The sequence below is a fragment of the Streptomyces sp. NPDC059852 genome, assembly GCF_042731455.1.
Classification (GTDB): Bacteria; Actinomycetota; Actinomycetes; order Streptomycetales; family Streptomycetaceae; genus Streptomyces.
This window is the reverse complement of record NZ_JBHWJK010000008.1, coordinates 37,399-62,044: the sequence shown is the minus strand read 5'-3', so window position 1 is coordinate 62,044 and position 24,646 is coordinate 37,399. Positions and strand designations below refer to the sequence as shown.

Here is a 24,646-nt window from a genome sequence, read left to right as displayed (position 1 = left end):
CCCGGCCCCGAGCGCCGTGGGCCACGGCCCGGCACGCCCGCTCAGTGAGGAGCACTTCGATGAGGTTTCTGCGCGTGGGCCCCGCGGGCTCGGAACGTCCCGCCGTCCTCGACACCGACGGCCTCGCCCACGACCTGACCCCGCTGACCGCCGACATCGACGGTGTCTTCCTGGCCCGTGACGGCGTGGAGCGGGCACGCTCCGCGCTGGCCGCGGGAGCCCTGCCGCGCATCGACGTGGGCGGGCAGCGCACCGGGGCACCCGTGGCCCGCCCGGGCAAGGTCGTGTGCGTCGGGCTGAACTACGCCGATCACGCCGAGGAGACCGCCACCCCGCCCCCGGCGGAGCCGGTGATCTTCATGAAGGCGTCCAACACGGTGGTCGGACCCGACGACACCGTCCTCGTACCGCGCACCAGCACCCGCACGGACTACGAGATCGAACTCGCGGTCGTCATCGGGCGCACCGCCCGCTACCTGGACTCCCCGGCTGCCGCCGACGACGTCGTCGCGGGCTACGCCATCGCCGACGACGTCAGCGAGCGCACCTTCCAGCACGAACGCGGCGGGCAGTGGGACAAGGGCAAGTCCTGCGAGACCTTCAACCCCCTCGGCCCCTGGCTGGTGACTCCCGACGAGACAGGGGACCCCCAGGACCTGACGCTGCGGCTGTGGGTCAACGGCGAGCCGCGTCAGCACGGGCACACCAAGAACATGATCTTCGGGGTGCGCCACCTCGTCTGGTACCTGAGCCAGTTCATGGTGCTGGACCCCGGCGACGTGATCAACACCGGAACCCCGGCGGGCGTGGCCTTCGGTGCCAACGACTTCCCCTACCTGCGGGCCGGTGACGTGGTCGAGGCCGAGATCGACCGGCTCGGCCGTCAGCGGCACGTCGTCGGGCAGGCGTGATGTCCACCGCTGCGCACCCCTGGTATGCCGAACGGGTCCCCCTCGGCCGTTCAGGCGTCACCGTCAGCCGCATCGGGCTGGGCACCGCACCGCTGGGCGGTCTGTTCTCCGCGGTCGGCGGCCGGGACGCCTCTGGAACGCTGGAAGCGGCCTGGACCGCCGGGATCCGCTACTTCGACACCGCCCCGCACTACGGTGCCGGGCTCGCCGAGCGACGGCTCGGCGCCTTCCTGACCGGCCTCGGCCCAGCGCGCGCGGACTGCACCGTGTCCACCAAGGTCGGGCGGCTGCTCGTACCGGGAGAATCGGCACCAGGGGACGAGGCCTTCCACGGCGCCCCCGACCTGGTCAGGATCCGCGACTACAGTGCCGACGGCGTCTACCGCTCCCTCGCCGAGAGCCTGGAGCGCTCCGGCCTCGACGCCTTCGACATCGTGCTCATCCACGACCCGGACGACCACGGGAAGGAGGCCCTCACCGGCGCCTACCCGGCACTGGCCCGGCTGCGCGCCGAGGGAGCGGTCCGGGCGATCGGCGTCGGCATGAACCAGACGGAGATGCTCACCCGCTTCGTCACCGAGACGGACGTCGACTGCGTCCTCGTCGCCGGCCGCTACTCCCTGCTGGACCGCAGCGCGGCCGACGAACTGCTGCCCGCGTGCGCCGAACGAGAGGTGGGCGTCCTGGTCGGCGGTGTCTTCAACAGCGGAATCCTGGCGAACCTCGCACCCGACGCCACCTACGACTACAGGCCGGCCTCCGAAGCGGTGCGGCGCCACGCCCTCGCCCTCGGCGAGCGCTGCGCCGCGCACGGTGTGGCGCTGGCCGCCGCGGCCCTGCGGTTCCCGCTGCGGCACCCCGCCGTGACCGGCGTCGTCGTCGGGGCGCGCAGTTCCCAGGAGGTCACCGTCAACATCGCACACGCCGGCGCGACGATCCCCGAGGAACTCTGGGCCGAGCTCGACACCCTCGAACGCGAACGGGACGGAGCATGAGCAGGATCGACGCACACCACCACGTCTGGCGGCCCGCCTCGGCTCCCGGGTCCGACCCGGGCCCCGGCCCGCGGCGCCGCGTGCACACATGGCTCGACGCGCCCGGCATGGCCCCCCTGCGCAGGGACTTCACCATGGCGGACCTGGCGCCGTCGGCCCGGGCGGCGGGCATCGACCGTACGGTCCTGGTCCAGGTCCTGCCGGACCTCGACGAGACCGCGGAGTTCCTGTCCCTCGCCGCGACCGACGACCTGATCGCCGGCGTCGTCGGCTGGGCCGACCTCACCTCGGACGGCCTCGCCGACACCCTGGACGCCCTGCGGGCGGCGCCCGGCGGCGATCAACTGGTCGGCCTGCGGCACCTGGTGCAGAGCGAACCGGACCCCGGCTGGCTGAACCGGCCCGACGTGCGCCGGGGCCTGCACACGGTCTCGCGGGCGAACCTCGCCTACGACCTGCTCGTCCTCCCGCACCAACTGCCCGCCGCCATCAGTACCGTCCGGGAGCTGCCGGGCCTCACGTTCGTCCTCGACCATCTGGCCAAGCCGCCCATCGCCACAGGAGAACTGGAGCCCTGGGCAACGCTGATCCGTGAACTCGCCGCCCAGCCCCACGTGTTCTGCAAGCTGTCCGGCATGGTCACGGAGGCCGCCTCGAACGACCGCAGCGTGGCGACCCTGCGTCCCTACGCCGACGTCGTGCTCGACGCCTTCGGTCCGCAGCGGGTGATGTTCGGCTCCGACTGGCCCGTCTGCCTGTCGGCCGCCTCCTACGCGGAGGTCGCCGGCGCGGCGGAGGCACTGACCGCCGGCCTCACCCCGGCCGAGCGCTCCCAGGTCTTCACCACGACGGCGGAACGCGCCTACGGACTGGGCGCGAGCGACCGGCCGGGACGATCCGCGGACGACGGCCCGCTGGGGGTGGCCCGGTGAAAGTGCGCCTGGCCTACGGCCGTTCAGGGATCGACATCGAGGTCGACCCGCGCACGGCGACGGTCGTCGAACCCGTCCATCACGCGGCAGCCGCGGACCAGATGGCCGCCCTGCGCGCGGCGCTGCGCGACCCGGTCGCGGGAGCACCCCTGCGCGAGCGGGTCCGCCCGGGGCAGACCGTGGCCATCTCGGCCTGCGACGGCACCCGCCCGCAGCCCCGCCACCTGATGATCCCGGCCGTCCTGGACGAACTGGAGGGCGTCGTCCGCCGGGAGGACGTCGTGATCCTCGTCGCGACCGGCACACATCGCGGCAACGACGAGTCCGAACTCCGGGCGATGTTCGGCGACGAGATCGTCGACGGGGTACGGATCGTCAACCACGACGCCCGCGACGCCGCCCAACTGGCATGGATCGGCACCTACGGCAACGACGTACCGGTGTGGCTCAACCGCCAATGGTGGGAGGCGGACGTCCGCATCACCACCGGCTTCGTCGAACCCCACTTCTTCGCCGGCTTCTCCGGCGGTCCGAAGCTCGTCGCCCCCGGGCTCGCCGCGCTGGAGACGGTGCTCGTGCTGCACGACGCGGCCCGCATCGCAGATCCGCGCGCGACCTGGGGCATCACCCACGGCAACCCCGTCCACGACGACGTGCGTGCCATCGCCGAGGCCACCGGTGTCACCTTCGCGCTGGACGTGGTGCTCAACCGGGACAAGGACATCGTGGCCGCGTTCGGCGGCGACCTGCTGCCCATGCACGCGGCCGCGACGGCCACGGCCAAGCGGATGGCGATGCGCCCTGTCGAGGCGCCGTTCGACGTCGTCGTCACCACCAACTCCGGCTTCCCGCTGGACCAGAACCTGTACCAGGCGGTCAAGGGTATGTCGGCGGCCTACCAGGTGGTCCGGCCAGGAGGAACGATCGTGTGCGCGGCCGAATGCCGTGACGGCTTCCCCGACCACGGCTCCTACCGCCAGGTGCTGGCCTCCGCGCCGTCCCCGCAAGCCCTGTTCGCCGACATCGGCGCGCGCACCGAAACGGTTCCCGACCAGTGGCAGGTGCAGATCCAGGCCCGCATCCAGTCGGGCAGCCGCGTCATCATGCACACCTCCTTCCTCAGCGACGAGGAACTGGCCACGGCCCACCTGCGGCAGACCCACGACATCACCGCCACGGTCGCCGAGGCGCTGGCAGCCGCCGGCCCGGACGCCCGCGTGTGCGTCCTGCCCGAAGGCCCGCAGACCATTCCCTACATCGGACGGGAGCGGCCGTGAACGAGGTGCTGAACCTGGGATACGCCCGGCTCGACCTCGGCCGTGAGGCCCGGCAGGGCCTGCCGGAAGTGGTCTACGGCCCCGGCAAGACCGTGGAGCAGATCGCCGGAATCGTCACCGGCCTCCTGCGCCACAACACCGGCCCCGTCCTCGCCACCCGCGTCACCCCCGAGACGGCCACGGAGGTCCTGGGACAGGTGGAAGGCGGCACGTACGACGAGAAGGCCCGGCTGCTGACCTGGCGGCCGGCCGCCGCCGGGGAGTTCTCCGTCGTGGTGGCGGCCGCCGGCACCTCCGACGGCCCGGTGGCCGCGGAAGCCGCCGCCGTGGCCTCGGCCGTCGGGCTGGACACGACGGTCGTCCACGACGTCGGCGTGGCGGGACTCGACCGCGTCCTGCAGGTACGCGGCCTGCTGCGGGAAGCCGACGCGGTGATCGTGGTGGCCGGCATGGAAGGCGCCCTCGCCAGCGTCGTCGGCGGTCTGGTCCGCGCCCCGGTCGTCGCTGTGCCCGTCTCCACCGGATACGGCGCCTCACTGCAAGGCGTCACCGCACTGCTTGCCATGCACGCCTCCTGCGCCGCCGGGGTGACCGTGGTCAACATCGACTCCGGGTTCTCCGCGGCCATGGCGGTCCACCGCATCGCCCAGGCCCGGTCGGCGGCAGACCCCGGAGGCGCCGAGTGATCTGCTGGATCAACCCGTTCACCGGGCTGGCCGGAGACATGCTGCTCGCGGCCCTGATCGACGCCGGGGCACCGCTGGACCGGATCCGGTCCGCCGTGGCCGCCACCGGCCTGACCGGCTGGAACCTCACCGCCGAGCGCATCACGGACCACGGACTGGCCGCCACGAGAGTGCACGTGGAGGTCACCGACCCCCACACCGAGCGCCGAGCCGCCGACGTGCTGGAGATGGCGGCCCGGGCGACCCCCCGGCCCGTCGCGGCCCTCGCCACCGCCGCCGTCACCGCGATCACCGAGGCGGAGGCGCGACTCCACGACGTCGACCCGGCCGACGTCCACCTGCACGAACTCGGCGGCCACGACACCCTCGTGGACGTCGTCGGCAGCGCCGCGGCCCTGCACGCCCTGGGGGTCACCGACGTCGTCAGCGCACCCCTGCCGCTCGGCCGGGGCAGGATCCACGCCGCGCACGGCGTCCTGCCCTGCCCCGCACCGGCCACCCTCGCCCTCCTGGCGGGAGCCGCCGTCACGGGCAGCGACCTGCCGGGTGAAACGGTGACACCCACCGGCGCCGCACTGCTGCACGCCACCGGAGCCCGGTACGGCCCGCCCCCACCCATGACCCTGGACGCCACCGGCTACGGCGCGGGCACCCGCCGCCTCGTCGACCGGCCCAACGTCGTCTGCGTCAGCTTCGGTTCCGCTCTTCCCGGCGCACCGGAGGAGGACGTCGTCGTGCTGGAGACCAACCTCGACGACGTCACCGGCGAAGTTCTCGCACACGTCATCACCAGGGCGCTGGATGCCGGCGCCCTCGACGCCTGGACGACCCCGGCGGTGATGAAGAAGGGCCGACCCGCGCAGATCCTGCACGTCCTCGTCCATCCGCATCACGAACGACGGCTGCGCGACCTGGTGCTGACCGAGACCGGAGCCCTCGGCGTCCGGCGCGTCGCCGCCACCCGCACCACCCTGCCGCGTGCCTTCGAGACGGTGGAGGTCGACGGGCACCCCGTACGGGTCAAACACGGCCCTCACGCGGCCAAGCCGGAACACGACGACGTGGTGGCCGCGGCCGCCGCGCTGGGCCGGCCCCTGCGCGCCGTCGCCGCACGCGCACTGCACCTCAGCCGGGTGACATCGATGACGTCAGGTCAGGAGGAGAACAAGGAGGGAATCATGATGGCAGGTCAGGAGGAAGAACGTGCCCAGTGACGCCACTTTGGAGCACCGGCTCGCACACCGCGTGCGCGCACTCGGCGGCCCCGTGGCGGTCGCCTATTCCGGCGGCGCCGACTCCGCGCTGGTCCTCGCCGCGGCCGCCCGGGTACTCGGCCCCAACCAGGTCCTGGCGGTCACGGCCGTGTCGGAGAGCCTGGCCGGCGGAGAACTCAGTGCCGCCCGGCGTCTCGCCGACGACCTCGGGGTCACCCATCTCATGCCGCGCACGCACGAGTTGGCACGTCCCGGCTACCGGGCCAACGGCCCGGACCGCTGCTACTTCTGCAAGTCCGAGGTGCTGGACACCATCGCGGTGCTGGCCCGCGAGCACGGCTTCGACACGGTGGCCACCGGCACCAACGCGGACGACGCCGCGGACCCCTACCGGCCGGGCATCCGCGCCGGCCGGGAACGCGGCATCCGCACCCCACTCCTCGACGCGGGACTGACGAAGGCGGAGGTACGCCGCCTCAGCCGGTTCTGGTCGCTGCCCACCTGGAACAAACCGGCGACACCATGTCTCGCCAGCCGAGTTCGCTACGGCATCGAGGTCACCCCGTACCGCCTGGCCCGCGTCGACCGCGCCGAGGCGGCCGTCCGGACCCTCCTGACAGAGGCCGGACTTCAGGTGACCGACCTCCGGGTCCGCGACCTCGGTGACCGGGCCCGGGTCGAGGTGGACCCGGCGCTCGTAACGCTGACCGCGGCACTTCCGACACTCGGCGAGGCGCTCGCCGTCGCCGGCTTCGCCGGCCTGCCCCACCAGGTCGAACCGTTCCGCTCGGGCCGGCTCAACACAGAGGTCTGAGACCAAGGCGCCGGGGAGTGCCGTCTAGGCGGTGATCCCCTGCGCGTCCAGAACAGCCGGCGTGTACAGGCTGGAGAAGATCACCGCAGGCGCGCCGAACCCTGCGGCCAGCACCTCGGCGAAGTCGTTGCACTCGTCACCGCCCAGGACACGCAATCGCACCTGACCGGTCTCCTGCGGGAGCGCGGACGCGTCCTTCAACGGCGGACAGGACAGGTGGGCGGCAGCACGCCCCTCGCGCAGTGTGAGAGGGAGGCGAAGCAGTTGAAGCCTCGGCTCCGCCGACTTCGCAGCGGCTGACCCGATGCCGGCTCCCGACCGCCTGCCTGCAGTCATAAGGCCACCTTATCGACGGGCAGGGATCATGCACAGCCCCAGGCGCTGACAGCGATGACACCGTCGTGTGAGTGTGTGAGCGCCGCTCCGATCGCCGGACGCACCATGCCGGTGGACGGGCTGGCCGCGGTGTGACCGACACCGCGGCGGCCGGGGCCCATGTCCGTGTGACCAGGGCGGCGCGAGTGCCGTCCTGCACCTCGCGTGCCGACGGCCTCGCGCAGGCAAGGACCGTATCGACCAGCCGAAGTCGCCTCCTTCCGTCGACTCGCACAAGTGAGGAACCCTTCCATGCAGAAAACCGCAAGCAAGCTCCGCCTCGCCGCGGCCGCGTTCAGCGCAGTGCTCCTCGCGGGCACGGCGCTCTCCGGAAGTGCCCACGCAGCGCCCGCGAAGAAGGCCACCTCAGAGGTGGGGGTCAAGGCCTGCGGCTACTACGAGACGCAGACAGACTCGTACTACGGGCACTGCGGCAGCACTTGGGTCAAGATCCAGGTCGACATCGACTGGTGGCCGACCGACATCAAGAGGTGCGTGCCGCCGGGCGAGACCCATCTCGGCACGACCGACGAGATCGACAACGCCTGGGCCATCGAGGGCACCTGCGGCTAGGTGCCGGCCTGCTCGCTGACGCCGCCGGTCGCGCCTGGCGGGCTGTCCCCGTCGGCATGCTGCAGGGGCACTGGTCACATGCTTCGGGCTGCATGCCTGATCACCGGTGACTACGACCATGAGGGTGTGACCGGCGTCGTGTGCGCTCCCGAGTGTCATGGGATGGTTCCCCTGCTTCGCCGGCAACGGCGAGGGCTGCGCCGTGGGCGGAAGCGTCGAGACGGGCTGGGTACGGCTTCGGGCGGACGTACTCGGCGCGCCTGCTCACGGTGCCCGCTTCGCCGCGGTCATGGACGACGGGACGGAGCCGGTTGGAGATACACCTCGTCGACGTAGCACCAGGCCCACTGCGGGCCCGGTTCTGCGGAACGCACCAGGGGGTGCCCACTCGACTCGAAGTGCGCGGTCGCGTGGGCGCCCGAAGCGCTGTCACTGCATCCGACGTGCCCGCAGGCCAGGCAGATCCGCAGTCGCCTCTCGTCACGTCCGCGGGCGGCGCACCGCAGGCACACGTCGCTCTGGGGCGGGGGCGTGGGTTCTAGGTCGTCGGCGTGGCTGCAGGCGCGGCCCTCAGGGCGGCCGCCGTCGGGCCGTACCATCCACTCGGTCACGAGGTCACCTCCGGCAGTGCGGGTCCGTCCTGGCCACCAGACCTGACCGGGCTGGTAGGTGCCGGCGCTCCGTTCATGGCCCTCCGGGTCCAGGACGCCGGCGCGGCGGCTACCCCATCCGTGTCCCAAGGGCTGTCCCGTAATGCCCGCCGGCGTCGCTGCGGCAAGCGTGGAGTCGCGAGGGCAGGCTGTCGGGCCTGGTCCCTCCCGTGCCGCCTCCGGGCTCCCTCGAGTGATTCGCCTGTTGTGGCGGCGAAGGATGCGCTACAGCGCGCCCTGCTGCATGACAGCGGTCACCGGCCCGGGCGCCGCCCGGTTTCCCCAGGGTGCTCGCGCCCCGGAACTACAGTGCTGTAGAAGTCTCTTCTGGATCTTGATCACGCGACGAGCAGCCGCGCGCTCCGCGCCGACGGCCCGTCGCAGACACGGAGGAGAAGAGACAGCAGAATGCCGCAACACCCAGATCAAGTCGCCGAGGCCGACGCCCCGTCCGCACGCCGACGAGTGGCCCTGTGCTGCCGCGGTGTCACCGAGGCCCGTTGGTTCGCGCTCACCGTCTTCGCCTTGATTCTCGGCAACGCCGCCCTGCTGGGCCTGGAGACGTACTCCGGTCTCGCCGAGGAGTGGCACGGCTGGTTACGGCTGGCCGAGCACGCCTGTCTGGCCGCCTTCACCGTCGAGATCGTGCTGCGCATGGCCGCGCACGCGGACCGCCCCCGCGGCTTCTGGAAAGACCCGTGGAACGTCTTCGACCTCGCGGTCGTCCTGTGTACCTTCGCGCCCGTCGTCCGTGAGAACACCACCGTGCTCCGGCTGCTCAGGCTGGCCAGGGTCCTGCGGACCGCCCGCTTCCTGCCCCAACTGCGCATCGTGCTCGTCGCCGTAGGCCGCAGTCTTCCCGGCACCCTGAGCTTCCTGCTCGTGGGCGCCCTGCTGTTGTACGTGTACGCGATGGTCGGCTGGGTCTTCTTCGGCCGCCACGACCCCGAGCACTTCGGCTCCATCGGTCGCGCGGTCCTCACCCTTTTCCTGCTGATGACGCTGGACGGGATCGGGGACGCCGTGCGCGCCGGCCTGGAGATCTCCCGCTGGAGCCTCCTCTACTACGCCTCCTACGTCCTGCTCGCCTCGTTCGTCCTGGTCAACGTCCTCATCGGTGTCGTTCTCACCTCCCTCGAGGAGGCCAAGGACATGGACGGGGAGCGCGAGCCGCCGCGAGCACGACGCCGGGTCCCGGCACCGCAGGACGAACAACTCCTGCTCCAGCGCATCGAGCTGGCCCGCCGCGCCCTGGACGATCTCGAACGGGACATCAGCCGGTCCACCGACTCCGTGCCGCTGCGAGTCGGTCAGAGCGAACGCCACTTGCCCAGCTTGGAGGGGCGGAGGTGATGCCGATGCGGTGGTGATGTGCCGGCCGTTGTCGCGTCGCCGCCGGGAAAGGGGCTGGCTGCGAAGTCCGTGGTGTCCCATGGCCTCCCGGGGCATGAAACAGTCCTGTCTACTCCGGCCAGGCGTTCCCCTTGATGATGTCCACGAAGTCTTTCCTCTGGAAAGAAGAGTCGAAGTGGGCGAGGATGTCGTCGTTCATGGTGCCGAAGGTGGTGTCGGGGCGCTGGGCCATTCCGTCGTAGAAGGCCCGGAGAATTCGGCTCTTGAATTCGGGCCGTGGATGCGCGGCCACGACTGCGGCGCGCTGTTCCTCGGTGATCTCGTCCAGTTCGAGGCCAAGGACGTCGGTTTCCACGCCGAGCGTCACCACGGCCACCTCCGGGGCCAGGTGGTGGGGCACTTCCGGAGTGGTGTGCAGCGCGATCGCCAGCCAGACGCTGCGTGCCTCCTGCTCCGAACGGCCGTGATCCCGCAGGAAGTCGCGTGCGGCATCCGCACCGTCGATCTCGAAGCGCTGGTGCCTGGTCGCATAGGTCGAGGTGAGTCCCAGGTCGTGGAAAAGTCCGCCGACATAGGCGAGTTCAGGGTCGACCTCCAGCCCCCGGGCGGCCGCCTTGAGGGAACCCCAGAGAAATACCCGGCGAGAGTGGTTGAACAGCGTTTCGTCCGCTGCATCACGAACCAGCGCCGTAGCCTCGGTCACGAGCTTCGTGTCGGGAATGCTGATCCCGGCAATTGTTTCAGGCACGGTACCTCCATAAATGTGCTGTGCATTGATTCCATTCTCGGTCGGCGCCGACCGTTGATCCACCCGAAATCGGACAGGAGTCCCACAGATCGAGACCTCGACCATGGACGGGGGAGGGGTCCTCCCGAATGCCGTGCGTCGGCGCGAGGACTCCACGCGCTGACCCGTCCGGGGCACCACGGCCGAGGCGATGGGCGCCGGGGGCGGGTACGCGCGATCGCGGCTGCAGCGGGACGCGGACGCCGTACGAGACACGGGAGCCACCGGACTCACGGTGTTCACCCGGGACGCGGCCGGGCGCGAGACGCAGGCCCGGTCCGGGTTCACGGCCGTGGCCGTGCTCCAGCTCGTCGCCGAGGGCACGCTGAGCCTGGACGACACCGTCGAGCAGTGGCTGCCCGGGGTGGTCGCCGGCAACGGCAACGACGGCAGCCGCCTCACCCTGCGCAACCTGCTCCAGCACACCAGCGGCCTGGCCAATTACACGGACATCGCCTTCGAGGACCCGGCGGAGCTGACGCCCGAGCGCCCCCACGCACAGCGGTTCCGCCCCCAGACACCCGAGGAGCAGGTGGCCGTGGCGATGGAGCGCGCCCCCGGCTGGCTGCCGGACGCGGACGATCCGGGCGTCGAGACGCAGTGGGCGTACTCCAACAGCAATTACGTGCTGCTCCGGATGATCATCGGGAAGGCCACCGGCAACCCCTGGTCGCAGGAGGTGCACGACCGGATCATCGAACCCTTGGGACTGCGCCACACGCTGATACCGGGCACCTCGCCGTACGTGCCGATGCCCACGGCCGCCGGGTACACGCAGTTCCCCGGCCGGGACGACCTCACGGACACCACGCTGGCCGTGGGCGGCGGCGCGGACGGCGGCATCATCAGCACCACCCGCGACATGAACACCTTCTTGCGCGCCCTGATGGCCGGCCGGCTGCTGCCGCCGGAGCAACTGCAGCACATGCGTACCACCGTCCCGGCACCCGGCTACGCCACCGACGGCAGGACCCGCTACGGGCTCGGCCTCGCCTGGCGCCCGGCCGAGGGCTGCGGGGGCGGGATCTGGTACCACGGCGGCACGTCCTTCGGCACCGCCTCCGAGACCGCCGTCACGCCCGACGGACGAGTGTCGGCCGCGGCCGCCGTCTTCACCACGCGCTTCGGCGACGAGAAGCGCTTCCTCGAGCAGGCGGAGGCCGCGGAGCGCCTGCTGGACCGGGCGGTGTGCGGCGACCGGAAGCGCGGGTGACCAGAGGCGCACGCCGAGAGCAGTAAGGTCCGTCTGCCGCCGGCGGCGAGGGCCGAGATTCTAGGAGCGCTCAGTGAGATCTGATCAGCAGGAGGCTGCAGCGATGCTCATCTCGTGGACGGCAACAGACCCCGAACTGCGACAGTTCTCCGCGACTGAGCGAAGCTCCGACATCGCGGGTCTGACCGATCACTTCATGGCACTGCGCTCGCGTGGTCAGGGGTATGTGGAAGTCCGCCGCCCGGACGGCGAGTTTCCTCTGTTGGCCGTGGGCTTCCGAGACGATCAAGCAGTCATCCACCTGTTCGACGCTGCTGACAAGTCGTCCCTACTCGTCGGCGACGGCACCGCCGCAGCGGATGCCGTCGTGCAGGTGCCGATCATGGACGACCTGGTGGTGTTCAGTGGCGACTGCGTCGTCGATGTCGATCGTGCGTGGGCCCTCGTGCGCGACTTCATCCGGACCGGGGTGCCCGGCGAGCTGGGTCAGTGGCTTGAGCTGTAGTCCCGTCACCGATCACCCGTCACCGATCACCCGTCACCGATCACCGATCGCCGATCCCTGATCCCTGATCCCTGATCGAGACTCGAGGTGATGATCGTGATGGTGATCGACCGTGGCCAGTGCGGCTTGGTGATGTGGGCGTGCGGAACATTAAGGTGGGAGGCGAGGCGAGGGAGGAAGCGGTGAGAGCGACACGCGCGGTGGCGACGCTGGATGAGGTCGATGCTGGTGACCATGTGTGTCAGCTCCTGGAGATAACGGACGATGTGATGGTCCGAAGCCGGGCCTTTGTCGCGGACGGAGCTCTGTTCGGCGACAAGGTGCTGATCGTTTCGCCTTCCGCTCAGGTCACGACTGATGCCGTTGCCCTGGTACTCGACCCGACGCGGCTCGAGGAATCCCTTCTCGCGGTGGTGCGCCGGGAGGCGGCCAGTGCCGAGAGCGAGGGGTACCGGTCCCTGCGGGTGCTGCACCACGTGACAGGCGAAGCCGCCTGCGGTGGTGCCGAGCGGTTGCTGCGCAGTGAGCTGGAACTGGAAGAGTTCGCGGCTGACAGCGGCGCGTCTGTGGTCTGCGCCTATCAGAGAGGCAACTGGGACGCTGCCCTTCTGGACAAGCTCAGATGTGTGCACCCCCATCACCTGGGCAGCCGACCGATGTCGCCCTCTTTTCAGCTCTACCGGGCGGGAAAGGGCGGCTGGACGGTGAAGGGGATCGTCGACACCGAGGGTGCTGTGGCCTTCGGTGCCATCCTGCTCACGCTGCTGCGGCAGACGACCACGGTGCGGCTGCTGTGCCAAACGCTGGATTTCTTCGACGCAGCCGGCATGAGCGCCCTTGCCGATGCCGCTCGAGCACTGCCCGATCGCAAGATCGTGCTGGAGGGAACCAATGAGACCGTACGCCTGGCTTGGGATCTCTCCGGCTTCGCAGACCCTTCCATCCCCGTGGTGATGACGCCATGACCTCCTCCGAGACCCACACCACGCCGTCACCGTCCGGCGAGGGATACAGGCACGAGCTGTACCCCTACCAGGGCAGCGACGAGTTCCTCCAGGGCACCTTGGACTTCATCCGCGAGGCCCGGGACGGTGGAGAGGCTGTCGTCGTCGCCGTTCCGGAGGAGAAGGCCGCCCTCATGCGCGCCGAGATGCCGGAGGACGACACGGTTCGCTACGTCGAGACCAGCGCGGTGGCGCACCATCCGGGCCGGCTCATCGGTGCCTGGCAGGAATGGATCAAGGCGCACACCGCCGAAGGCCGCCCCGTACGCGGGATCGGCGAATCCCCGTGGGGCGAGGTGCGCAGTCCCGCGGAGGCGGAAGAGCTGCGCTACCACGAGTGGCTGCTGAACAGGGCGTTCTCCGTCGGCCCGGCGTGGTGGCTGCTGTGCCCGTACGACATCGCGGGAGAACGGGCTGAGCTGGAGCGCATGTCTCGCTGCCACCCCACCATCCGCAGTGCCGGCCAGAGCGAGACGAACGAGACCTACGACCCACGGGCCCCCTTCGACTTCAGCCCGCTCACTCATCCCTGCTGCCCCTACGAGGAGTTCGCCTACAGCCGAGGTGATCTCCCCGCGCTCAGGGAGAAGATCGCCTCCTGCGCCGAAGAGCTCGGGCTGGAAGGCGTCCGCCTGCGTGAGCTGCATCTGGCTGCTACCGAGATCGCCGCGAACAGCATCCGGCACGGTGGGGGCCAGGGCGTGTTGCGGATGTGGAGCCAGGAGCAGCGTCTGGTGTGCGAGTTCCGTGACTCCGGCTATATCGACGACCCTCTCGTGGGCCGTTCACGGCCCACCCGTACCCAGGTGGGCGGGCGGGGCCTCTGGCTCGCGCACCAACTGTGCGATCTGGTCGAGATCCGTTCGACCCCTGACGAGGGAACCACGATCCGCCTGCACACCGGAGTGACGTACTGAGACGCGAGGGTGGCGGCGCCGGACCTGACATGACCGCGGGTTCCGGGCGCCGGCGAGATGGCAGGCTGCGGTGTGCGTGGGGCGCTCGTCAGGGCCGGGGCGTTGTGGGTCTGGAGGTCCTCCCCGACGGCCGCTGCGTGACGAGGGCGTACGTCATCGCCGCGAGGGCTGTGGCCTCTCCGGTGGAGCGGAGCAGGGCGATCCGCACGGGTGGAGTCCGCCGCGCCGTCGGAGCACTCCCCGCCCCGCCCACCCCGGCCCCTGAAGGGCGTTCCGTCTGGACAACCCATGGCCTGCCCCAAGAACCGGGGCGGGGGAGAGGCGGCTCATAGTGCCGCCGCATACTCCGGCAGCGTCAAGGAGGAGTGCGTCGCCCGTCGTGTCTCCGCCTCCGCCGTCGACAGTTCCCTAGCCATCGCCTCCGGGTCGCGCAGCAGGGCGTTGCGGGCGTCCAACTGGGCGCGAGTCGTCGGTGTGACGATCGTGCCGCCGCCCGAGGCCAGCGCCTGATTGTCCTGCGCGAAGGGGCGCATCCGACGCTCGTACGCCGCGAAGGCGTCGGCGTGGTCCGCGTGCGAGGCGAGTTCGCCCGCCAGGACGTAGGCGCCGATGAGCGCGACACTCGACCCCTGCCCGGAGAGGAAGGACGTGGCGTGCGCCGCGTCGCCCGCCAGTGCGACCCGCCCGTGGGACCAGGAGGGCATGTGGATCTGGCTCACGATGTCGAAGAACAGGTCATCGGACGACCGCATCGCCGCCACCAGCTGCGGCACCTGCCACACCTGTTCGGGGAACCGCGACGCGACCAGGTCGCGTTGGGCGCGCGGGTCGCGGAACGCCTCGAACGGCGGGGTGTCGCGGACGAAGGTGAGGAATCCGTGCACGGGCTCCGAGGGCTCGTAGGCGTACAGGACCGCGCTGCGTCCCGGCTCGCTCCAGATGTACGCCTCGTGCGAGAGCCCGAGTTCGTTGGGCAGGGTGAAGCCCGCGAAGACGTGCCCCAGGTAGCGGTGGAAGGGCTCCTCGGGACCGAAGACGAGGCGGCGGGTGTTCGAGTGCAGGCCGTCCGTGCCGATCACGAGGTCGAACGTGCGGTGCGTGCCGCTCTCCAGGACGACGTGCACGGCGTCCCCGTCGTCGTCCAGCGTGGCGATCGAGTCACCGAAGAGGAACTCGACGCGGTCCCTCAGGGGCGCGTAGAGGGCGTCGGCCAGATCGCCGCGTCGGACCTCGAGGTCCTGGCCCCTCTCGCCGCCGGTCAGCTGCTCGGGCCGCACCGCGCCGACGATGTCGCCGGCGGCGTCGAGGAAGGAGATCCGGCGGGTGTCCACGTGGGCCTCGCGCAGCCGCGGCAGCAGACCCATGCGGTCCACGACCTCGCGGGCCGTGCCGCGGATGTCGATCGCGTAGCCGCCGCCGCGGACGGCGGCGGCCTTCTCAAGGACGGTCACCTCGAAGCCGTACCGGTCGAGCCAGTACGCGAGTGTGGGACCGGCGATGCTCGCCCCGGAGATCAGTACGCGGCGTCGGGGGGTGGACGTGGTCGTCGGGTGCGTCATGGGAGTGGCACCTTTCCGCCGGGCGGGCCCGGCACGGAGGCGGTACGCGGCGCGCCGCGAGGACGGCAAAAGTGCGTACCTTAGGTATCCTTTTTCCGGCCGCGCGGCACCTCTCGGATGTCGCGACCGTGTCCGCCACGATATAGATACCTAACTCAGGTATGCAACTGGAGGTGTCATGACCCCCGACTCCCCCGGGGGGCCCGCGCCCGAGCCGGCCTCCGAGTCCGCGCCCGGCCTCTCGCCCGAGGACCTGCTCGCCGTGCTGCCCCGGCTCACCCGGCTCAGCTCCGCGTTCAACAAGGGCCGGCTCGTCGAACGTGCTGCCGAGGCGGCCGGCCCGAACCTGGACCGCCCCGCCGTCGGGGTGCTGGTGACCCTGCTCGCAGCCGGGGAACCCTTGCGCATCGGGGAGATCGCCGACCGGATGCAGGTCGTGGGCCCGCACGTCACCCGTCAGGTCCAGGCCCTCGAGAAGCATCGCCTCGTACGGCGCATCGCCGATCCTTTCGACCGTCGCGCGAGCCTCGTCGAGCCGACGGAGACGGGCAACGAAGCGGCCCACCGCTATGTCGCCTCCCTGCTGGGCTGGTTCGCCGAGGTACTCGCCGACTGGCCCCGGCAGGACCGCGACGACCTCCTCCGCCTCCTCGCCCGCTTCGCCGACGACGTGGCAGCCCGGCTGGCACTGCCGGATCAGGGGGAGGGCGCGGGGACCTAGGATCCGCTGACGCAAGCGGCGCGGCGCTGATGGCACTGCTGCTGCCAGGTGTCGGTCGGCTTCGGTGCAGCCCGCGTTCTGCGCAGTTCAGCGGACGGGCGGGCCCGGCAGGGGTCTCACATGGGCGGGTGCGGGTGCGGTGGCCTCTACGCGCTTCTCGAGGCGATGGTGTTCTGACCGGTCAGCAGGTTGTGGGTTCACGGTCCCGGCGGCGGGGTCAACCCGAACCGCGCGATGACGTCCGGCAGCCACTCCGGCTGACCGAATTCGAGGCCGTACTTGGCCACGACTGCCGGGATGGCGTCCGAGGACGACGGCGGGCCGTCGGCGAACATCTCGGCCAGTTCCCGGAAGCAGCCCTCGAAACCGGCCGGACTGATGATCTCGATCATGCGGGCAGGGACCGAGCCGGCGTTCCACATGGCGTGGAGCTCGCCGCGCGGCTTGGTGATGTAGCCGCCGGCGCCCAGCACGGCTTCGCGGTCGCCGGAGCGAAAGCCGATCTCGCCTTCGGTGACGATCGAGTACTCGTCCTCACGGGTGTGCAGATGCGGCGGCACCAGCGCGCCGACCGGGAACGGATGCTCCACCACCGACAAGGCACCGTTGGTATCGGCCCCCGAGAGCTTGAAGACCACCCCGATGGAACCGAGGAACCCCTCGGCGCCCTCGCCAGGGCGGACGACCGTGAGCGGAGGGACCAGTTCCTCGGTCATCGCGATCACCCCTCTGATCGATTTCGAGGGACACTGGTGTCCTGCCTCAAGTGTCCACCCCGGACTTCCTGCGTCGCACCTTGGCGTCCGCACCGGCTCCTTCCCCCCTCGTCTCAGTGACGGTGAATACTGCGCTCCCCAAGGACAGGATGCCGTCGGAGAGTGGTGTGCAGCGCACGCCTCCCTTGCCTCGCAGCGCACGCTGGGCGCCGGTTCCGATGGTGGTCTCCATCCAGGCACAAGGTCTCGCCGCACTGTTGACTGCCAGCAGGACCGCGCCGCTGCCGGTGTCCAGACTGATTGTCGATCCCACAAACTCATCGATGTTCACCCCGCTGAGAAGCACGTTTCGGCGTGTCTGCCGCAGGTCGATCGCGCTATTGATATGCAGAGGAAGATTTTCCGCCGACATCAGAGTGATTGCGGCTCGACGATGTGCCGGGTGAGCGAAGTACCGATCGCCGACAATCCCGAGTGTCCGACGGACTTCGACGCTGTCGACCAGTTCGTCCTCTTGCGTGGGAACCGCCCCATCGGCCGGCCGCCCGACGTAGCGGTGTGTCGGTGACAACAACAGCTGAAGCACTTCCACCGTGGTCATGGATTCACAGTACGGCGGGGCGAAAAGCAGCACGCCGCAGTGTCGCCAGTGGTTCGCGGCGGCGCCGACGGCTCGATGACCGGCCCGGTCGTGAGGCGAACCGGTGACATCCGCTCCGATCGGAGGTTACGTCCGACCGGGCGGGATGGCGGCCGGGATGCGTTCCAGGACTCCGCCGGCGAAGACGTCGTACAGGGGCAGGGTCTCCAGGTGGACGTAGCCGATGTGGCAGTCGCAGACCGTCAGTGGGCATGGCCGCGGGCGCAGCGCGGCCCGGTAACTGCCGTCGTACAGGTTGCCGAGCTCGGCGCGGACGAAGTGGCAGCGGCGTACGGTGCCCTCCCCGTCGACCGAGATCACGGACTCGCCGGTGCGACAGGGCAGTCCGGCGCTGGCGTGGGGGGTGCGGCTGTAGGGGAACAGCGCGTCCAGTGCCGTCCAGTCCTCGGCCTCGGCGTCCTCGTAGGTGTGCCCCTCGGCCGCGTTGACCCACAGGTACACGTGGTCCGGCAGGTCGGCGCGCAACCGGCGGGCGGCCGGCAGGTGTTCGGGCAGGCCGACCACGCCGACGCTGTAGCGCACACCGCGCCGGGCGAGGTCGTGACACTTGGTGAGGAAGCGGTCGTAGGGCGTCTGGCCCGGGTGGTAGGTGCACCACAGGGCGAGGGTGTCGCGGTCGGCGGTGTCCAGCCAGTCGGTGCGGCAGCTGAGGTTGGTCTGGATGGCGACGCGGCGGATGTGCGGCAGATGGGACAGCTCCGCGAGGGTGCGCCGGTACCAGGAGCGCACGAGTCCCTCGCCCCACGGGGTGAACAGCAGGGAGAGCCGGTCGTCGGTCTGCGCGGCGGCCCAGGCCGCGAAGCGGTCCAGGGCGGCCCGGTCGGCGCGGAGCTGGGCGGGGGAGTCCCGCCGCTTCGCGAACGGGCAGTAGGGGCAGTCGTAGTCGCAGGAGGCGAGGGGGCCGCGGTAGAGGACGGTGAGGTCCATGGCCGGACGTCACTTCCTCTCGTAGGCGGCCATGGCGGCGCGCACGGCGGGGGAGAACAGGCGCGGACCGATGGCATCGGAGTGTGCGAGGCCCTCGGGTGTCAGCCGCAGACGGTTGGCGGTGGGGTCGGTCAGCCAGCCGTGGTGCGTGAGGGCGTCGAGTTCGGCGTCGAAGTCGTCGGCGGGCAGGGAGCCGAAGCGGGCGCGGTAGTCGGCGGTGTCCAGGCCGTCGGCCTGAAGGAGCGACTGCAGCAGGTGGCGGCGGCGTGCCTCGGGCGGGTCGATGCGGAAGCCGACCGCCGCCCGTGAGAAGTCGGTGGTGGCGACGTAGTCGTCGATGATCCCGCGGATCTCGTGCATGCCCACGGCGTAGTCGAACGAGTAGTGCAGTGCGGAGGTGTAGGAGCGGGCTCCGCAGCCGAGGCCGATCATGCCGTCGGTCTGGCAGGCGTAGTCGTCGGCGCCCTGGGGCGGGGCGTCGGCCCGGCGGAACATCCGCATCGACTGCTGGACGTATCCCTGGGACAGCAGGTGGTCGCGGCCCAAGCGGTACAGTCGCAGCCGCTGCTCGTCCCACGCCGGGTCGCAGCCGGAGTTTGGGCGGTGGCGGTCCAGGCCCGTCAGGGGGCGGACGTAGAGCGGGTACAGGTAGAGCTCCTCCGGCCGCCAGGTGAGCGCGGCGTCCAGCGAATGCAGCCAGGTCTGCTCGGTCTGGCCGTCGATGCCGTAGATGAGGTCGATGTTCAGCACCGGTATGGCCGCGTCGCGGATGCGGCCGAGGGCTGCCTCCACGTCGGCACGGCGCTGCGGGCGGACGGCGGCCCGGGCCTCGGAGTCGACGAAACTCTGCACACCGAGGCTCAGCCGGGTGGTGCCGCGTTCGGCCAGCACGGCCAGACGGTCGGAGGTGGCCGTGGCGGGCGAGGCCTCCACCGACAGCGGTATCGCGCGCAGGTCGGCGCCCATGCGGTGCTCGGCGATGTCGCAGAGCCGGTTCAGTTCCCGGGCGGTGAGGAAGGTGGGGGTGCCGCCGCCGAAAGCGGCCGTGGCGAAGCGCGTGCCGTCGCCGTCGCCCAGCGCGTCGCGCACGGCCGTCGCCTGTCGCTCCAGGGCGTCCAGGTAGGCGCCGGTCAGTCCCTCGGGGGCGCCGATGCGGGTGAAGAGGTTGCAGAACCCGCAGCGCACCTCGCAGAACGGGATGTGCAGGTAGAGGGAGAGCGCGCTCTTCTCCTCCGCCGCCCACAGAGACGTCAGCGACGGCCGGTCGGGCAGGGGCCGGTAGGCGGTCTTGTGGGGATAGGCGTAGACGTAGTGCTGATAGGGGCCGGTCGGCGGGGCGGTGGTCATCGGGCGGCCTCAGCGGGGTCGAGGAGGAACTGGGCGTACGGCACGGTCCAGACGCACTCGTGGCCGAGGCGGTGTCCGGTGTAGCCGTCGTCGCCGTAGGCGGTGCCGTGGTCGGAGCAGACGATCGCGAAACAGCGGCGCCGGGAGCTCGCGGCCGCGAACAGCCGTCCGATGTGCCGGTCGACGTACTCCAGGGCGGCGGCGTGGGTGGCACGCGTGTCACCGGCCTCCCGGGTGGCGCCGGGCAGGTGGAACCAGTTCGGCTGGTGCAGCGCCGAGACGTTGACGAAGAGGAACAGGCGTCGGTCCGGGGGCAGTCGGGCGACGACCTGCTCGGCACGCTCGATCTGGTTCTCGAAGGAGTGGGGTGAGGTGACGCCGAACTCCGGTTCCCAGTGGGATTCCTGGAACAGGTCCGGCAGCACCGACCCCAGCGGGCCCTGCTTGTTGAAGAAGCCCACCCCTCCGATGCACACCGTGTGGTAGCCAGCTTTCGCCAACCCGCCGACGAGGTCCGGGGTGTCGTAGACGAAGGTGCCTTCGGCGGTGGTCTCGCTGCCGGCGAAGCTCGCCGCGAAGAGCCGTGGATGCGGCCCGGGCGCCGCCGGGGTGGGCAGGAAGCCGGCGAAGATCGCCTGGTGCGAGGCGTAGGTGAAGCTGCCCGGCGCGTGGCGCTTCTCCCAGCGGCCACCGGGCAGATGACGCGCGAGGTGCGGGATGCGGCCCGCTGCCGCCAGTTCCTCGGCCACGTCGTGGCGCAGGGTGTCGAGGGTGACGAGGAGGATGTCGTACTCGCCGACGATGTCGTTCATGTCGGGCTGGGTCATGCGGTGTTCCTGTTCTGTACGAGTGCGGCGGCCGGCGGGGCCGGTGGTGCGGCGGCCGGGCAGGACCGGGCGGTCTCACATCGGCCGGGCGGGCGCGCGCGGGGCACCCGCCTGCGTCCCGTTCGGGTGACCGTGCAGTGAGGAAGCCGCATCTGCCGCCGACCGGGGGACGTCGGGGCGGGCGGGTCCGCGCAGCACCGCCGCGACCTGTGCGCCGTAGGTGTCCAGGCCCTCCGCGCCGCTGCCGGGCAGGCCGGTGAGACCGGGCAGCAGATCGCCGAAGGCGTTGACCTCGCCCACGACCATCCGGCGCCACCCGACGGCCGGCAGCAGGTCGACGCCGACGCACAGGGTGCGCGGAAAACACGCGGCCGCCCGCTCACACACCTCCAGCACGTCGCTCCAGCGGCCGCCCGCCGCCACGACGGCCGCACGGGCCGAGTCGAGGTCGCCGCGGCGACCGCCCAGATGGAGGTTGGTCAGGGGCGAACGGCTGGTGCGCACCACGGCGTGCGTGGCCCGGCCGGCCACCACGACCACCCGGAAGTCGGTCGCGCGGCCCTGCTGGGACGCCTTGGGCACCCACCGCTCCAGGTGCAGGCCGTCCGGGGCGAGGGCGTCGACGACGACGGCGACGTCCCGCTCGTCCTCGTAGCGGCGCAGCTTCAGGGAGTTGTACAGCCGGCCGTCCGCGGTCACCTCGACGGACGTGGTCGCCCTGATCCGGCCGCCGCCCGCCTCCACCGCGAGAACTCCGGACCCCGACGACCCGTGGGCGGGTTTGACGAACAGCCGCGCCATCCGGTGGGTGCGCATCAGCGTCCGCACGTCGTCCCAGCCGCGCACCGGGGCGCCGTCCGGTCCGGAGGTGGGGGAGAAGGGCACCGGCACGCCCGCCGCGTCCAGAACCGCGTGGCAGCGGCGCTTGTCGAACAGCACGGACACCTCGTCCGGGTCGTCCAGCCGGACGCCGCCGCGCAGACTGCGCAGCGCCGCCGTGAACCCGGCGTACCAACGCGCCGATCCCTCCACCCGGGTGGGTTCCGCAGCGCCCCGCAGCATGCGGTCCACCTCGGGATCCTCACCGGGGGAGTCGACGCGGACGATCTCGCCGGGGGCGAAGAGGGCGCCTCCCCGGCGCAGGACGTCCGTCCACGGCACCACGCGCGGGCCGGGCAGGCCCGCCGCGCGCACCGCGTCGGCGAACAGCGTCACGCGGCGGTTGCCGGGATTGCCGACCACCGCGAAGCGCGCACCGGCCGCCACCCCCGTGGTACCGGCCCTGCCGCGCTGCCCCGGGACGGGGCCGTCCGTGCTCACTCGCCGACGGAGACGTAGCGCCAGACCGTGCCGTCGTCCTCGGTCTCCTCCTCCGCGTCGTCGCGGTCGAGGTCGACGTCCACACCGGCCTGCACCAGCGTCTGCCGCACCTGCTCCTCCAAGGCCTTGCTCAGGTAGTGGTGGTGCAGGTCGAGCTTCTTCAGATGGGTCAGCGGCTGACCGCTCAGCAGCGCCCCCGCGCCCTCGTCGGTCAGCACGCCCATGGACAGGTCCAGGACCTCCAGGCGGGCCACGACGGGGGCGGCGGCGACGGCCGCGGCCACCGCGTCCTGCATCTCGCTGTTGCGCAGGGCCAGATGGCGCAGGCGCGGCAGCCGGGCACCGGACAGGATCGGCTCCAGGTCGGCGGCTTCACTGTCACCGCCGTAGTCGGGCGTGCCCAGCCACAGGTCGAGGTGCTCCAGCGCGGGCAGGTCGCTGGCGCCGATGCCGCGCACCACCGACGCGGGCAGGCCGCCGGTCTCCACGACGAGACGGCGCAGCGCGGAGTGCTGCACGGCGGTGAAGCCGAGGCCCGAGCCGCCGCGCACGCCGAACTCCTCCAGGGCGGGGAAGCCCGCCAGGAGCGGTGCGACATCGGTCTGGTTGATCCAGGAGATCTCGCACTCCTCCATCACCATGTCGCCCAGGAACAGGGCGCGCAGCGCGGGCAGCCGGTCGCGGGCGGCCAGCAGGGCCTCGATGACGTCGGAGGGGTCGGACTCGTAGGCCTCCTCCCAGGCGCCGACGATCAGGGCGCGCACCCGGGTGGTGTCGACGGTCTCGCAGAACCGGGTGAACGCCGCGGTCCAGCTCTCGTCGGAGTCGTACACGTCCGCGGAGATCCGCCAGGCGACGGAGTCCGGCTCGGGCAGAGGGCCGGCCGGGGTGCCAGGGCCGGGGAAGGCGTGAGCGGGCAGCCGGTACAGCTCGTGCAGGTGGTCACCGATGGTCATGCGGCTGCTCCTGTAAGAAAGGGTGTGCGATCCGTGATGCCGCAGTTCTACCAACTGCCACTGACAGCACCGGATGGCGGGGCGGCTTACGGGGGTTGTCAGTGGCCGCCCCTACGGTCGGGTGGTCACGAGGCCGGGGTGCGTGGTGTACCCGGCGGTGAGAGGACGGCTATGCACCGGCAGGGGGACGTACTGATCGTGGCCGTGGCGCAGGGAGGTGGTGCCTGAGCACGTGGCGCACGCGCTCAGGGGGCGGCGGGACGGGCGCGGTCGGCCGGTGCTGGCGCTCGGAGAGGTGACCGGGCGCGCCCACGCCGTGGTGGGGCCGGGGGAGTTGGTGCGGGAAAGACGGTGCACGCAGGTTGCGCGCCCTGGCCGTGGCGCTCGCCGACCGGGCCGCCGCTGAGGGGCGTGTCCAGCAGGGCAGAAGGACCCCAACGACTGGGCCGGAATGAATCCGGCGCGCCGTTGCCTGTGGCCCGGGACAGATCGCCCGGTCGGTCACAGGAGGGCGCCGCCGGAGACCTCGATGCGCTGGGCTGTCATCCAGCGCAGGCCGTCGGACGCCAGTGTGGCGATGGCGTCGCCGATCTCCTCGGGTTCGCCGACGCGGCCCAGCGCGGTCTGCCCGGCCAGACCCTGGCGCATACCCGCGTCATCCCGCATGGCACCGCCGTTGAAGTCGGTGGCGGTCGGCCCCGGGGCAATGGAGTTGACCCGGATACCTCGGGGGCCGAGTTCTGCGGCCAGAGTGCGGCTCAGAGCCTCGACGGCGGCCTTCGAGGCGGAGTAGACCGAGGTCGCGGCGCTGGTGTGGCGGGTCAACGACGACGAGACGTTGATGACGCGGGCGTCCTTCGCCAGCATCGGCACGAGGGACTGGATGAGGAAGAACGGGCCCCGCACGTTCGTGTCGAACACCGTGTCGAAGTCGTCGGTCGTGACAGCTTCCAGAGGGCCGAACACACCCACCCCCGCGTTGTTGACCACGATGTCGAGCCGCGAAGCCCCCCAGCGCTCAAGCAGTTCGCTCAGCTCGGAAGTGAAGGCTCCGAAAGAGGGGACGTCGCTGATGTCGAGACGCACGACAGCGGCGGTCCCACCCACGGCGTGCACCTGCTGCGCCGTTTCCTCGGCCCCCGACGTATCACCGCGATGGGTGACCACGACCCGCACCCCTCGCGCCGCCAGCGCAAGAGCCGTACTCCGGCCCAGACCACGGTTCCCACCGGTCACCAAAGCGATCCTGTCGGCTGCCATCCGCTACTCCCTCATCGCACGGCACCGGAGAGACACCGGGCACCGCCATCAGATGCGAGTCGATCGACTCGCCTTTCCATTGCAGCGTAGGCAGCAGCAAAGAGGCGAGTCAAGTGACTCGCCTCGGATCTGGGGCATACTGCAGG

26 protein-coding genes are annotated in these 24,646 nt (G+C 71.0%); 14 read left to right on the top strand and 12 right to left on the bottom strand.

What is annotated here, in order from left to right:
• Positions 1-59: 59 nt before the first annotated feature.
• Genes ACFV46_RS12895 through larE form a run of 7 tightly spaced genes read left to right on the top strand, consistent with a single transcriptional unit; the run spans position 60 to position 6,829 of the window.
• Entirely contained in the window at positions 60-911 is an 852-nt protein-coding gene (locus ACFV46_RS12895; protein WP_385498106.1) for a fumarylacetoacetate hydrolase family protein, read from the top strand.
• Positions 911-1,906 carry an aldo/keto reductase gene (locus ACFV46_RS12890; RefSeq protein WP_385498105.1) on the top strand — a complete coding sequence of 332 codons (996 nt, stop codon included), beginning with the start codon at positions 911-913 and terminating at the stop codon, positions 1,904-1,906. Before ACFV46_RS12895 ends, ACFV46_RS12890 begins: the two co-directional genes overlap by 1 nt.
• Positions 1,903-2,838: an amidohydrolase family protein gene (locus ACFV46_RS12885; RefSeq protein WP_385498104.1), complete on the top strand. Its 936-nt coding sequence runs from the start codon at positions 1,903-1,905 to the stop codon at positions 2,836-2,838. The genes ACFV46_RS12890 and ACFV46_RS12885 overlap by 4 nt, the downstream gene beginning before the upstream one ends.
• Positions 2,835-4,115 carry a nickel-dependent lactate racemase gene (gene larA, locus ACFV46_RS12880; RefSeq protein WP_385498102.1) on the top strand — a complete coding sequence of 427 codons (1,281 nt, stop codon included), beginning with the start codon at positions 2,835-2,837 and terminating at the stop codon, positions 4,113-4,115. Before ACFV46_RS12885 ends, larA begins: the two co-directional genes overlap by 4 nt.
• Positions 4,112-4,801 (top strand): nickel pincer cofactor biosynthesis protein LarB, encoded by a 690-nt coding sequence (larB, locus tag ACFV46_RS12875; RefSeq protein WP_385498101.1) that lies wholly within the window; start codon positions 4,112-4,114, stop codon positions 4,799-4,801. Before larA ends, larB begins: the two co-directional genes overlap by 4 nt.
• A complete protein-coding gene (gene larC, locus ACFV46_RS12870) occupies positions 4,798-6,015 on the top strand; it encodes a nickel pincer cofactor biosynthesis protein LarC (protein WP_385498099.1) in 1,218 nt (405 codons plus the stop codon). Before larB ends, larC begins: the two co-directional genes overlap by 4 nt.
• A complete protein-coding gene (gene larE / locus ACFV46_RS12865) occupies positions 6,005-6,829 on the top strand; it encodes an ATP-dependent sacrificial sulfur transferase LarE (protein ID WP_385498098.1) in 825 nt (274 codons plus the stop codon). Before larC ends, larE begins: the two co-directional genes overlap by 11 nt.
• A gap of 24 nt (positions 6,830-6,853) precedes the next feature.
• Here larE and ACFV46_RS12860 read toward each other — a convergent pair whose 3' ends face one another.
• A complete protein-coding gene (locus ACFV46_RS12860) occupies positions 6,854-6,991 on the bottom strand; it encodes a hypothetical protein (RefSeq protein WP_385498097.1) in 138 nt (45 codons plus the stop codon).
• 465 nt (positions 6,992-7,456) lie between these two features.
• Between ACFV46_RS12860 and ACFV46_RS12855 the strand changes: the two genes are divergently transcribed.
• On the top strand, positions 7,457-7,777 hold the full coding sequence (locus ACFV46_RS12855) for a DUF6355 family natural product biosynthesis protein (protein WP_361929745.1): 321 nt from the start codon (positions 7,457-7,459) through the stop codon (positions 7,775-7,777).
• A 287-nt stretch (positions 7,778-8,064) separates the two neighbouring features.
• On the opposite strand, the gene ACFV46_RS12850 is transcribed toward ACFV46_RS12855, so the two are convergent.
• Complete coding sequence (locus ACFV46_RS12850) at positions 8,065-8,376, bottom strand: UBP-type zinc finger domain-containing protein (RefSeq protein WP_385498291.1); 312 nt, start codon at positions 8,374-8,376, stop codon at positions 8,065-8,067.
• Between the two features lie 459 nt (positions 8,377-8,835).
• Between ACFV46_RS12850 and ACFV46_RS12845 the strand changes: the two genes are divergently transcribed.
• Positions 8,836-9,780, top strand: coding sequence for an ion transporter (locus tag ACFV46_RS12845; RefSeq protein ID WP_385498096.1), 945 nt, complete (start codon positions 8,836-8,838; stop codon positions 9,778-9,780).
• Between the two features lie 109 nt (positions 9,781-9,889).
• On the opposite strand, the gene ACFV46_RS12840 is transcribed toward ACFV46_RS12845, so the two are convergent.
• The gene (locus tag ACFV46_RS12840; RefSeq protein ID WP_361929740.1) at positions 9,890-10,528 is read right to left on the bottom strand and encodes an HD domain-containing protein; all 639 of its coding nucleotides are present in this window, start codon (positions 10,526-10,528) and stop codon (positions 9,890-9,892) included.
• A 190-nt stretch (positions 10,529-10,718) separates the two neighbouring features.
• Here ACFV46_RS12840 and ACFV46_RS12835 point away from each other — a divergent pair, with 190 nt between their 5' ends.
• The 4 genes from ACFV46_RS12835 (at position 10,719) to ACFV46_RS12820 (ending at position 14,206) form a co-directional block, all read left to right on the top strand.
• A complete protein-coding gene (locus ACFV46_RS12835; protein WP_385498094.1) occupies positions 10,719-11,780 on the top strand; it encodes a serine hydrolase domain-containing protein in 1,062 nt (353 codons plus the stop codon).
• Between the two features lie 73 nt (positions 11,781-11,853).
• Positions 11,854-12,285: a hypothetical protein gene (locus ACFV46_RS12830; RefSeq protein WP_385498092.1), complete on the top strand. Its 432-nt coding sequence runs from the start codon at positions 11,854-11,856 to the stop codon at positions 12,283-12,285.
• A gap of 182 nt (positions 12,286-12,467) precedes the next feature.
• Positions 12,468-13,250 (top strand): MEDS domain-containing protein, encoded by a 783-nt coding sequence (locus ACFV46_RS12825; protein ID WP_385498091.1) that lies wholly within the window; start codon positions 12,468-12,470, stop codon positions 13,248-13,250.
• Positions 13,247-14,206 carry an anti-sigma factor RsbA family regulatory protein gene (locus tag ACFV46_RS12820; protein WP_385498090.1) on the top strand — a complete coding sequence of 320 codons (960 nt, stop codon included), beginning with the start codon at positions 13,247-13,249 and terminating at the stop codon, positions 14,204-14,206. Before ACFV46_RS12825 ends, ACFV46_RS12820 begins: the two co-directional genes overlap by 4 nt.
• A 326-nt stretch (positions 14,207-14,532) precedes the next feature.
• Here ACFV46_RS12820 and ACFV46_RS12815 read toward each other — a convergent pair whose 3' ends face one another.
• Complete coding sequence (locus ACFV46_RS12815) at positions 14,533-15,765, bottom strand: FAD-dependent monooxygenase (protein WP_385498089.1); 1,233 nt, start codon at positions 15,763-15,765, stop codon at positions 14,533-14,535.
• Positions 15,766-15,943: 178 nt separating this feature from the next.
• On the opposite strand from ACFV46_RS12815, the gene ACFV46_RS12810 reads away from it, so the two are divergent.
• Entirely contained in the window at positions 15,944-16,486 is a 543-nt protein-coding gene (locus tag ACFV46_RS12810) for a MarR family winged helix-turn-helix transcriptional regulator (protein WP_385498087.1), read from the top strand.
• A gap of 197 nt (positions 16,487-16,683) precedes the next feature.
• Here ACFV46_RS12810 and ACFV46_RS12805 read toward each other — a convergent pair whose 3' ends face one another.
• The 8 genes from ACFV46_RS12805 to ACFV46_RS12770 form a co-directional block, all read right to left on the bottom strand.
• Positions 16,684-17,202: a cupin domain-containing protein gene (locus tag ACFV46_RS12805; protein ID WP_283288374.1), complete on the bottom strand. Its 519-nt coding sequence runs from the start codon at positions 17,200-17,202 to the stop codon at positions 16,684-16,686.
• A 46-nt stretch (positions 17,203-17,248) separates the two neighbouring features.
• Complete coding sequence (locus ACFV46_RS12800) at positions 17,249-17,803, bottom strand: molybdenum cofactor biosysynthesis protein (RefSeq protein ID WP_385498086.1); 555 nt, start codon at positions 17,801-17,803, stop codon at positions 17,249-17,251.
• Positions 17,804-17,929: 126 nt separating this feature from the next.
• Positions 17,930-18,790 (bottom strand): STM4011 family radical SAM protein, encoded by an 861-nt coding sequence (locus ACFV46_RS12795; RefSeq protein ID WP_283288370.1) that lies wholly within the window; start codon positions 18,788-18,790, stop codon positions 17,930-17,932.
• Positions 18,791-18,799: 9 nt separating this feature from the next.
• Positions 18,800-20,137: an STM4012 family radical SAM protein gene (locus ACFV46_RS12790; protein WP_385498085.1), complete on the bottom strand. Its 1,338-nt coding sequence runs from the start codon at positions 20,135-20,137 to the stop codon at positions 18,800-18,802.
• Positions 20,134-20,949 (bottom strand): STM4013/SEN3800 family hydrolase, encoded by an 816-nt coding sequence (locus ACFV46_RS12785; RefSeq protein ID WP_385498289.1) that lies wholly within the window; start codon positions 20,947-20,949, stop codon positions 20,134-20,136. Before ACFV46_RS12785 ends, ACFV46_RS12790 begins: the two co-directional genes overlap by 4 nt.
• Positions 20,950-21,039: 90 nt before the next feature.
• Positions 21,040-22,230, bottom strand: a complete 1,191-nt coding sequence (locus ACFV46_RS12780; protein ID WP_385498288.1) for an STM4014 family protein — start codon at positions 22,228-22,230, stop codon at positions 21,040-21,042.
• Between the two features lie 50 nt (positions 22,231-22,280).
• Positions 22,281-23,240 carry an STM4015 family protein gene (locus ACFV46_RS12775; RefSeq protein WP_385498084.1) on the bottom strand — a complete coding sequence of 320 codons (960 nt, stop codon included), beginning with the start codon at positions 23,238-23,240 and terminating at the stop codon, positions 22,281-22,283.
• Between the two features lie 501 nt (positions 23,241-23,741).
• Positions 23,742-24,500, bottom strand: coding sequence for an SDR family NAD(P)-dependent oxidoreductase (locus tag ACFV46_RS12770; RefSeq protein WP_385498083.1), 759 nt, complete (start codon positions 24,498-24,500; stop codon positions 23,742-23,744).
• Between the last annotated feature and the right edge of the window lie 146 nt (positions 24,501-24,646).